The organism is Antrihabitans cavernicola (genome assembly GCF_008297975.1).
In the GTDB taxonomy this organism is placed as follows: Bacteria; Actinomycetota; Actinomycetes; order Mycobacteriales; family Mycobacteriaceae; genus Antrihabitans; species Antrihabitans cavernicola.
Genome location: NZ_VLNY01000013.1, coordinates 123,246 through 133,177, shown reverse-complemented (window position 1 = coordinate 133,177; position 9,932 = coordinate 123,246). Strand labels below are relative to the sequence as shown.

Below are 9,932 nucleotides of genomic sequence, written 5' to 3'. Positions count from 1 at the left end.
CAGTGGCGCGGTATCGCGACCCGCTACGACAAATACGCCCTGACCTACCTCGGTGGTGTCCTGCTGGCCTGCGCCGTCATCCACGCCCGCGTCGGAGCCAACCAATTGAGAGACACGCCCTAGCCGGGTTGCTGGCGCAGGCATCCCCCGATCAGTGGGCCGAACCGTCGCTCTGCGACGGCTGGCGGGTCCGCGAAGTGGTCGCGCACATCACCATGTCGTACCGAATCAGCATGCCGCGGTTCCTGTTCGGGCTCGCACGTAGCGGATTCAAGTTCAACAGCTACTCCGATCAGCAGGCCAGAGCCGACGCCACGAGGCTGACGGACGCGCAACTTCTGGCCTCGCTGCAAGACAACATCGAGCACCCATGGCGGCCGCCCGGTGGCGGGCAAGTCGGCGCCCTGAGCCACGACGTGATCCACGGCTTCGACATCACCGAACCACTCGGGTGGCCTGCAGCACCGCCGGAGCGAATCAAGTTGGTGCTCGAACACGCGGGCAAGAAGAACCTCGCATTCTTCGGCACCGATCTCACAGGTAAGCGACTGATCGCCGACGACGTCGACCTGACACTCGGCGACGGACCACGCGAGATTCGAATGACCGCGCGCGAGATGTTGCTTGCCGTGACAGGGCGTGCACCGCTACCCAGCTGACAGCTCAGCGTGGCATCGTCTGCGCGGTGTGGCCGATCCAGGCGAACAGCAGCAGCGGGATTGCCCACACGGTCAGGAAGCCCTGCAGCGACAGCGGCCCCGTCGGCGCGATGAACGCGACGAGTAGGACGACGTGCCCGACTGCGGCAACGGCGGCCAGGTGGGCAGTAGAGCGACGCAACACCCGGTGCCGATACACCGCAATCGCGAACGACCCCAACGCTATTGCGGTCGGCACTCCCGACATGACCAGGAACCCGAACGTGAGGTCGTAGAGGAGCGTGGTCACCTCGGTGCCTCGAGTTCGATACAGCAGCAGATCGAACGTGGTGAATCCGGCGAGGATCAACGTGACGAGTCCGACCAGCCCGACACCGAACCCCGAGGGAAGGTGCGACCCCGCGGGAAGACGGTTTCGCAGATGCGTCCATATCGCGGCGCCGAACGTGAGCCACAGCCCCACACCGACGGTGTAGAACACTTGCGTGACGACCAACCGGTCGTGATGCGCGGTTGCCCACAACGCGACCTCGGTGCCCGACGCACTCGTCGACGGCACCAGCCAGATCGGATAGACAGCGATCGCTATCGCGGGAATCGCCACTCCCAGCGTGCCTGCCCACCGAGCTACCCGCGTCGGGTTCGGCGCACCGCGGTCGTCGTCCACGTTCTGCCACCCTTCTTACCACTGGTAAGTTTGCAGCATCGCGCGAAACTTATCAATGGTCAGATTGCGGAGGTAGGCTGCCGCCCTATGGCGACCGAGCGCTACCACCATGGCGAGCTGGCACGGGCGGGTGTCGACGGCGCCGTGGAAGAAGTGGAAACCGTCGGGGTTGCAGCGGTGAGCATGCGCCGGATTGCTCGTCGCGCTGGGGTTTCGCATGCCGCGCTGGCGTACACGTTCGGTGACAAGGCGGGCATCTTCACCGCGGTTGCGACCGAGGGATTTCGCCTTGCCGCGGAGGCGATCGGTTCCGTCGCAACAGGATCCGACGGATTTGTGCGCGGCGGTCAGGCATACATCGCCTTCGCCCTGACGCACCGCGGACACTTCGAGGTGATGTTCCGTCCCAACCTCTATCGCGGCGACGATCCAGATCTGGTCACCGCGAAGACCGCAGCCTTCGACGTTCTCTATGGCAGCGCGCGGGTCAGCCTGATGGCTCATCGATCGGGGTCGGTGAGCGACGACGACGTCCGCGGTGTGGTGTTGGCGGGCTGGTCGGCTTCACATGGATTCGCCACCTTGGCGCTGACCGCCAACCTCTCCGACCACCTGGACACCGATACCGCCGCGCTGTCGACGCAGGTGCTCCGCGGCATCGTCACCATGGGCGAAATGGCGCAACGCGCCGAGATCGATCCGTGACGATGTCGAGATTCGCGACCCGGCTCCGACTTGCCAGTGGACATGGCTCGTACCCAACAGAATCGAGATCGAGATGACCCCCGACCAGACCCCGGCCGACGAGTACCGCGAGTTGGCAGGCCACTTCAGCGAGCTCGTCGACGGCGTGCCCGACCAGGCAGCGTGGAACAACCCCGCACCGCCCGAGGGCTGGACCGCTCGCGATGTCGTTCGACACCTCGTCGAATGGTTTCCGCCCTTCCTGCATCAGGGTGCGGGAATCGTGCTGCCGACCGGCCCGAACGTCGACGACGACCCGGCAGCGGCCTGGCACCACGTTCTCCCACCCGAACACCGGTGAAGCGCCGCTGCCGCAGGCGGTTTCACAATTCTTCACCGCAGACGTCTTCATGCACAGCTGGGATCTGGCACGCGCCACCGGCCAAGACGAGACGCTCGATCCGGAGCGCTGCGCGGCGATGCTGGCCGGCATGCAGTCGTGGGACGCAGTCCTGCGTTCCAGCGGCCAATACGGACCGAAGGTTGATGTGCCGGGCGACGCCGATGCGCAGACCAAGCTCATCGCCTTCATCGGACGCGATCCGCTCAGCAATCCGTGAAGTTTCCGCGATGACTCCGCCCGACGAACTGTCATGAGTCCTACTGCGGGAGATGTCATTTGAACGCATGACATCCCTTTTCGTTGACAGCGATGCGCAGAGACCATGTGGTGGAATCGGATTGCGGCTGGAGCCGCGCGTCAGCGGAGGTTGGAAATCATATGCAACGCTCGCGAGCTATGACACGTAGCTTTCCGATCTGCCTTGCCGGTCTCGCGCCCTTTGTAGTTGTCGGCTGCAGCGATTCGCCACCGCCGGCACCCCAGATGGTGGCTACGGCGACCGTCGACGGTACGAACACTGCGGTCACCGGACGGTCGGACTGTTGGAAGGGCGACAACGGCACCTATTTTCTGCGGGCGCAGACCTACGACACCGACGGAAATTTCAGCGATAGGCCGAATGTGGACGTCTTTCTCTACAAGGATTCGCTGTCGATAAAGATGATCAGCGTGTCTGTGAGCGCCGACCGCAGCTTTCAGTTCGATCTGGCGAAAGATGCTTCGCTCGCAAAGAAAGACGCGAATACATACACGATCAGCGGAGCTTTTCAAGAGATGACGACGAAGCGACAGATGACCGTGGACCTCTCCCTGACATGCCCCGCGCCCTGAATACGGTACTTCCCATTCGCGCTTCGCAGGAGTTACCGATACATGAAGACCTGCGCCCCGGCGTCGTGGTTATTGCAAAGAAAGATCCTGGCGCCGGCGGGAACTACCCCGCAGTCCCACTGCCCAATCTGCTTGCCGTCCATCGGCTTGTCGTACAGGGCTGGGTAGGTGGCCTGCACGAGCGGCATCCCGTCGGCGCAGCTGACCGGTCCTTTCGTGAATACCTGACGCTCGATGCCATCAGCGGCTGTCACCATCCCACAACTCGCGGCCGAGCTGGTATCCGATGTCGGGCTCACGCCATACGGCCGCTCATCGCAGGGATGGATTCCGCGCGGTCGAGCAGACTCGAATGTCTCGCCGTTTTTCGGAAAGAACCAGACCACCGATTTGTACATGAAAGTCCCGTCGCAGTCGCCCAGGTCGTAGGCGACCACGTTTGCAGGTGCGAGACGGTCGGACCCGACGCCAGGCATCGTGGCATCGATGGCCGTTCCAGTCGCCATCGCCTGATCACCACCCCATGATTGCCACACGAGATCTCTGACAGCACCAGTCGGACCACCGCCATCGAAGATCAGTTGCGGGAGCACCTGTCCGTAACCCTCTTGCGCCGGCCCCCAGATTCGGCCGAGAACTGGTTGGACCGCACTGGGCGCCGCGGCGGGGGCGCTCGGTACCGCGTCGGAGCCAGTGGATGCCCCGACGGGCTTCGCCTCCGCATAGTTGAAATCGAACCCGCCCGTCGAGAACTGGAACCCTTTGCCCGACGCGTCCGATCGACACGAGACACCGGTCGTCTGAACATTGCAGGTAAATCCACTGGCCGACAACGCCTGCCCGTACGGCAGCACGGGCGTCGATTCGTCGAATCGCCAGAACAACGCCTGGCTCAGACTGGCGAACCGGGCGGCATCGGTCGTATTGACCAGGATTGCGTTCGGGCGCACCGGGTTACTGGTGAAGTGATCCGGAACATCCGGTGCGCCCGCAACATCGAGCGGAACACTCGTCTTGGGCTGGCAGCCCGCCATCCGATCGTCAGCACCGCCCTGGGCACTGTCAGAAAGTATCGCGCAGCGCCACAGTCCACTCGGTGTGGTGAAGAAGTACCCGTTCACGCCACCGGAACTCCAGGCGTAAGACTCCCGATCTACCAGTGGCACGGTGGAAGTTGTTGTCGTCGAAGTGGTTACGCCGGTATCAGACGTTGCTTCTTTGGCTGCATCCTTGGCCGAGCATGCAACGCAGAGCAAACCGACGATCGACAACGCGGCAATGCGCACTTTTGAAATCATCGACGCCATCATGCCTACGCGGATCTGTGCAGCACATCGATCAACCGAATGACACCAACAAGAAAGGCCCCTGTTCTCTCGTGACGAGACAACAGGGGCTACTCCGAGGGAGCGAACTCGGACCGCTCGGTGAGCGAATCGCAATGTTCAGGCGATAAGCTCGCGACTCACCGTCCGTGCCTTTTGTGAAGTTCGGGAAGGATCAGCCTTGGCAGTCGGACTTGCGGCCCTGTTGGATGACATCGCGGTGCTCGCGAAAGCGGCCGCCGCATCGATCGACGACGTAGGCGCGGCGGCAGCGAAAGCAGGCACCAAAGCTGCCGGCGTCGTCATCGACGATGCGGCGGTGACACCGCAGTACGTACGCGGATTGGCAGCCGAACGCGAGCTGCCGATCGTCAAGAAGATCGCCATAGGTTCGCTGCGAAACAAGTTCCTCATCATTCTTCCCGTGATCCTGCTGCTCAGCGAGTTCGTGCCGTGGCTGCTCACGCCACTACTGATGCTCGGCGGCGCGTACCTCTGCTACGAGGGTGCCGAGAAGGTGTGGGAGAGAGTCGCGCACCACGAGGCTCACGAAGACGAAGCGCAGACTCCGCCCGACGAGAAGACGCTGGTCTCGGGTGCGGTGCGCACCGACCTGATCCTGTCCGGGGAGATCATGGTCATCTCGCTCAACGAGGTCGCCGACCAGGGGTTCTGGTCGCGGCTGACGATCCTCGCCATCGTCGCAGTTGTCATGACGGTGCTGGTCTACGGCGCTGTCGGGTTCATCGTGAAGATGGACGACGTCGGACTTCGCCTGGCCGAAGGATCGGGCAAGGCCATTCCGGCCTTCGGTCGCGGTTTGGTGCAGGCGATGCCGAAGGTGCTCGGCGTCCTCACCATCGTCGGCACCGCAGCGATGCTGTGGGTCGGTGGGCACATCCTGCTCGTCGGCACCGACGACCTTGGCCTGCACTTCCTCTACGACTTCGTCCATCACATCGAGGAGGCCGCGCACGATGCGACGGACGCAGTCGGTGGCGTCGTCGGCTGGCTGGTCAACACCTTCGCCAGCGCCGTCCTCGGTCTGATCGTCGGCGCGATTCTGGTCGCCATCGTCACGCCGATCCTGCGTGCCCGGAAAGCCAAGAGCGGCAACGCCGCCCACCACTAGCCCAGCTTCGCGACACCCGGGCCGTCGAGGTCTGCAACAGCGTCGCTACGCCCGGACACAGACGACGATACCGATACGGGTGGTCTTCGCCGTGTTGGTCAGGTGCGCTGCGACCTCGACCACACCTCGTTCATGCGGACAGTCTGGCAGAGTGCACCGACGAGAAAGCCCCCGTTCTCTCAGGACGAGAGAACGGGGGCTTTGTCAGCTACCGACTACCGGTAGTCGGTGGAGTAACCGAAGTCGTCCAACGGAACCGCGGCACCGGAACCCTGACCGAAGTTGTCCGGGCTGTAGTACTGGTCGTCGTAAGACGGCACGGCGTACGCAGCGGCGCGGGCTTCTTCGGTGGGCTGAACCTGGATGTTGCGGTACCGGTTGATGCCCGTACCAGCCGGGATCAGCTTGCCGATGATCACGTTCTCCTTCAGACCGATCAGCTTGTCCGAGCGGCAGTTGATCGCCGCATCGGTCAGCACGCGAGTGGTCTCCTGGAACGACGCCGCCGACAACCAAGAATCGGTTGCGAGCGATGCCTTGGTGATACCCATCAACACCGGGCGACCTGCGGCGGGCTCGCGGCCCTCCGACACGACGCGACGGTTGCTGTTCTCGAACTCGGAACGCTCGGTGAGCGAACCGGGCAGGAACTCGGTGGCACCCGAATCGATGATCGTCACGCGGCGCAGCATCTGGCGCACGATCACCTCGATGTGCTTGTCGTGGATCGACACACCCTGGCTCCGGTACACCTCCTGGACCTCGTTGACCAAGTGGATCTGCACCTGACGGGGACCCATCACGCGCAGCACCTCGTGCGGGTCGGCGGAGCCTTCCAGCAACTGCTGGCCGACCTCCACGTGATCGCCGTCGGTGAGCAGACGCTCGGAGCCGTCGTCGTGCTTGAAGACACGCAGCCGCTGACGCTTGCTGAGCTTGTCGTAGACGACTTCCTCACCACCGTCGTCCGGGGTGATGGTGATCTTGTAGAAACGATCGTCGTCTTCGAGGCGGATGCGTCCGGTGACGTCCGCGATAGGCGCCTTGCCCTTCGGAACGCGAGCCTCGAACAGCTCCTGCACACGCGGCAGACCGCCGGTGATGTCCTCGCCTGCGACACCACCCTGGTGGAAGGTACGCATGGTCAGCTGCGTGCCGGGCTCACCGATGGACTGGGCGGCGACGATGCCGACGGCCTCGCCGATGTCGACCAGCTTGCCGGTGGCCATCGAACGGCCGTAGCAGGTTGCACAGACGCCGGTGCCCGTGGTGCAGGTGAGCACGGAGCGCACCTTCACGTTGGTCACGCCGGCCGCGAGCAGCGCATCGATCGCCGGGTCGCCGAGATCGGCTCCCCGCTCGACGATGACGTTGCCCTTCTCGTCGACAGCATCCGATGCCAAGGTGCGAGCGTAGGTGCTGGTCTCGACATGTGCGTCGCGAACCAACGAACCGTCCGACTGCTTCTCGGCGATGGTCGTGGTGATACCACGCTCGGTGCCACAGTCGGTTTCACGAACGATGACGTCCTGCGAGACGTCCACCAGACGGCGGGTCAGGTAACCCGAGTCGGCGGTACGCAGCGCGGTGTCGGCCAGACCCTTACGGGCACCGTGCGTGTTGATGAAGTACTCCAGCACGGTCAGGCCTTCCTTGAAGGAAGACTTGATCGGACGCGGGATGAACTCACCCTTCGGGTTCGTCACCAGGCCCTTCATACCGGCCAACGAACGCACCTGCGTCATGTTGCCCGCGGCACCGGACTTCACGATCACGGGGATCGGGTTGTCGTCCGGGTAGTGGGCTTCCATGGCCTTACCGACCTCGTCGGTGGCTTCGGTCCAGATCTTGACCAGCGCGCTGTTGCGCTCGGTGCGGTTGAGGGCACCACGCTGGTACTTCTTCTCGATCTGCTCGGCCTGCGCCTCGAAGGCCTCCATGATGCCGGCCTTCTCCGGCGGCACCAGAACGTCGGAGATGGAGATCGTGACACCCGACCGGGTCGCCCAGTAGAAGCCAGCGTCCTTCAGCTTGTCGACGGTCTGTGCAACGACGATCATCGGGTACCGCTCGGCGAGATCGTTGATGATCGTCGCCTGACGCTTCTTCGGCATCTGCTCGTTGACGAACGGGTAGTCCGCCGGGAGCAGCTCGTTGAAGAGCACGCGGCCCAGAGTGGTGTCGGCGGTCCAGGAGTCACCGAAGGACCAGCCATCGGGGAACAACTCGGCCTCGACGTCCGCAGGCGGACGCTGGTGGACCAGACGAATCTTGATCGCCGAACGCACCGACAGCGCGCCACGGTCGACGGCCATCTGCGCCTCGGCGGGCGAGGAGTAGACGCCGAACTCGGCCTTGTCCTTACCTGCCTTGACGTATTCGCCGACGGCACCGTCTTCGAGCTTGGTCAGGTGGAACAGACCCGTGACCATGTCCAGACGCGGCATGGCCAATGGACGACCGGATGCCGGGCTCAGGATGTTGTTCGACGACAGCATCAGGATGCGTGCCTCGGCCTGCGCCTCCGCGGACAGCGGAAGGTGCACGGCCATCTGGTCACCGTCGAAGTCGGCGTTGAACGCCTCACACACGAGCGGGTGCAGCTGAATTGCCTTGCCCTCGACCAGTTGCGGCTCGAATGCCTGGATACCCAAGCGGTGCAGGGTGGGTGCACGGTTCAGCAGCACCGGGTGCTCGGCGATGACCTCTTCGAGGACGTCCCACACCTGGGCGCGCTGACGCTCGACCATGCGCTTCGCCGACTTGATGTTCTGCGCGTGGTTCAGATCCACCAGGCGCTTCATCACGAACGGCTTGAACAGCTCGAGAGCCATCAGCTTCGGCAGACCACACTGGTGCAGCTTGAGCTGCGGACCGACGACGATCACGGAACGGCCCGAGTAGTCGACGCGCTTGCCGAGCAGGTTCTGACGGAAACGACCCTGCTTGCCCTTGAGCAGGTCGCTCAGGGACTTCAGCGGGCGGTTACCCGGTCCGGTGACCGGACGGCCACGACGGCCGTTGTCGAACAGTGCGTCGACCGACTCCTGCAGCATCCGCTTCTCGTTGTTGACGATGATCTCGGGCGCACCCAGATCGATCAGTCGCTTGAGGCGGTTGTTGCGGTTGATCACGCGGCGGTACAGGTCGTTCAGGTCGGAGGTGGCGAAACGGCCACCGTCGAGCTGGACCATCGGGCGCAGCTCCGGCGGGATCACCGGAACGGCGTCGAGAACCATGCCCATCGGCGAGTTGCCGGTGGCCTGGAACGCGGCGACGACCTTCAGACGCTTGAGCGCACGGAGCTTCTTCTGCCCCTTGCCACTGCGAATGGTCTCCCGCAGCATCTCGGCCTCGGCCTCGATGTCGAAGGTCTCCATCAGCTTCTGGATGGACTCGGCGCCCATCGCACCGGTGAAGTACTCGCCGTAACGGTCGATCAGCTCGCGGTAGATGAGCTCGTCGACGATCAGCTGCTTCGGAGCCAGCTTGGTGAACGTCGTCCAGATCTCGTCGAGGCGGTCCAGTTCGCGCTGGGCACGGTCGCGCAGCTGACGCATCTCGCGCTCGCCGCCGTCCTTGACCTTGCGACGCACGTCGGACTTGGCACCTTCGGCCTCGAGCTCGGCAATGTCGGCCTCGAGCTTCTGGGCGCGGGCCTCCAGGTCGGAGTCACGAGTATCGGCGACACTCTTCTTCTCGACCTCCATCTCCGCCTCGAGCGTGGACAGCTCGTTGTGGCGCAGATCGTTGTCGACTGCCGTGATGACATACGCGGCGAAGTAGATGATCTTTTCGAGATCCTTCGGCGCCAGGTCCAGCAGGTAGCCCAAGCGCGACGGAACGCCCTTGAAGTACCAGATGTGGGTGACGGGAGCGGCCAGCTCGATGTGGCCCATCCGCTCACGACGCACCTTGGCACGAGTGACCTCGACGCCACAGCGCTCACAGATGATGCCCTTGAAGCGGACACGCTTGTACTTACCGCAGTAGCACTCCCAGTCCCGGGTGGGGCCGAAGATCTTCTCGCAGAAGAGGCCGTCCTTCTCGGGCTTGAGCGTGCGGTAGTTGATGGTCTCCGGCTTCTTGACCTCGCCGAAGGACCAGTTACGGATGTCGTCCGCGGTCGCGAGACCGATGCGGAGTTCATCGAAGAAGTTGACGTCTAGCACGTAACTTCCTTTCCCCTGTTCGGGTTTAGTTTCTGCAAAATCAGTTCACTGTCCGGCTG

10 protein-coding genes and 1 pseudogene are annotated in these 9,932 nt (G+C 63.5%); 8 read left to right on the top strand and 3 right to left on the bottom strand.

Annotated elements, in window-relative coordinates; translation table 11 throughout:
* Both FOY51_RS21840 and FOY51_RS21835 read left to right on the top strand, forming a co-directional pair.
* Positions 1-123 (top strand): annotated as a pseudogene (locus FOY51_RS21840) (IS5 family transposase); the annotation flags it as partial.
* Positions 124-128: 5 nt separating this feature from the next.
* Positions 129-659, top strand: coding sequence for a maleylpyruvate isomerase family mycothiol-dependent enzyme (locus FOY51_RS21835; RefSeq protein ID WP_235916619.1), 531 nt, complete (start codon positions 129-131; stop codon positions 657-659).
* A 4-nt stretch (positions 660-663) separates the two neighbouring features.
* On the opposite strand, the gene FOY51_RS21830 is transcribed toward FOY51_RS21835, so the two are convergent.
* Positions 664-1,326 carry a hypothetical protein gene (locus FOY51_RS21830; RefSeq protein ID WP_235916616.1) on the bottom strand — a complete coding sequence of 221 codons (663 nt, stop codon included), beginning with the start codon at positions 1,324-1,326 and terminating at the stop codon, positions 664-666.
* Between the two features lie 87 nt (positions 1,327-1,413).
* On the opposite strand from FOY51_RS21830, the gene FOY51_RS21825 reads away from it, so the two are divergent.
* The 4 genes from FOY51_RS21825 (at position 1,414) to FOY51_RS21815 (ending at position 3,244) form a co-directional block, all read left to right on the top strand.
* Positions 1,414-2,031 (top strand): TetR/AcrR family transcriptional regulator, encoded by a 618-nt coding sequence (locus tag FOY51_RS21825; protein ID WP_149432366.1) that lies wholly within the window; start codon positions 1,414-1,416, stop codon positions 2,029-2,031.
* Positions 2,032-2,104: 73 nt separating this feature from the next.
* A complete protein-coding gene (locus tag FOY51_RS28015; RefSeq protein WP_353961382.1) occupies positions 2,105-2,371 on the top strand; it encodes a maleylpyruvate isomerase N-terminal domain-containing protein in 267 nt (88 codons plus the stop codon).
* Positions 2,372-2,420: 49 nt separating this feature from the next.
* On the top strand, positions 2,421-2,630 hold the full coding sequence (locus FOY51_RS28010; RefSeq protein WP_353961381.1) for a DinB family protein: 210 nt from the start codon (positions 2,421-2,423) through the stop codon (positions 2,628-2,630).
* A 92-nt stretch (positions 2,631-2,722) separates the two neighbouring features.
* Positions 2,723-3,244, top strand: a complete 522-nt coding sequence (locus FOY51_RS21815) for a lipoprotein LpqH (protein WP_149432365.1) — start codon at positions 2,723-2,725, stop codon at positions 3,242-3,244.
* Positions 3,245-3,276: 32 nt separating this feature from the next.
* On the opposite strand, the gene FOY51_RS21810 is transcribed toward FOY51_RS21815, so the two are convergent.
* Positions 3,277-4,410, bottom strand: coding sequence for a hypothetical protein (locus FOY51_RS21810; RefSeq protein ID WP_187776423.1), 1,134 nt, complete (start codon positions 4,408-4,410; stop codon positions 3,277-3,279).
* A gap of 1 nt (position 4,411) precedes the next feature.
* Here FOY51_RS21810 and FOY51_RS27300 point away from each other — a divergent pair, with 1 nt between their 5' ends.
* Together FOY51_RS27300 and FOY51_RS21805 are read left to right on the top strand one after the other, a co-directional pair.
* Entirely contained in the window at positions 4,412-4,594 is a 183-nt protein-coding gene (locus FOY51_RS27300) for a hypothetical protein (RefSeq protein ID WP_187776422.1), read from the top strand.
* Between the two features lie 156 nt (positions 4,595-4,750).
* Positions 4,751-5,701, top strand: a complete 951-nt coding sequence (locus tag FOY51_RS21805) for a DUF808 domain-containing protein (RefSeq protein WP_149432363.1) — start codon at positions 4,751-4,753, stop codon at positions 5,699-5,701.
* Between the two features lie 215 nt (positions 5,702-5,916).
* Here the strand turns inward: FOY51_RS21805 and FOY51_RS21800 are convergent, their stop codons facing one another.
* Entirely contained in the window at positions 5,917-9,873 is a 3,957-nt protein-coding gene (locus FOY51_RS21800) for a DNA-directed RNA polymerase subunit beta' (RefSeq protein ID WP_149432362.1), read from the bottom strand.
* Between the last annotated feature and the right edge of the window lie 59 nt (positions 9,874-9,932).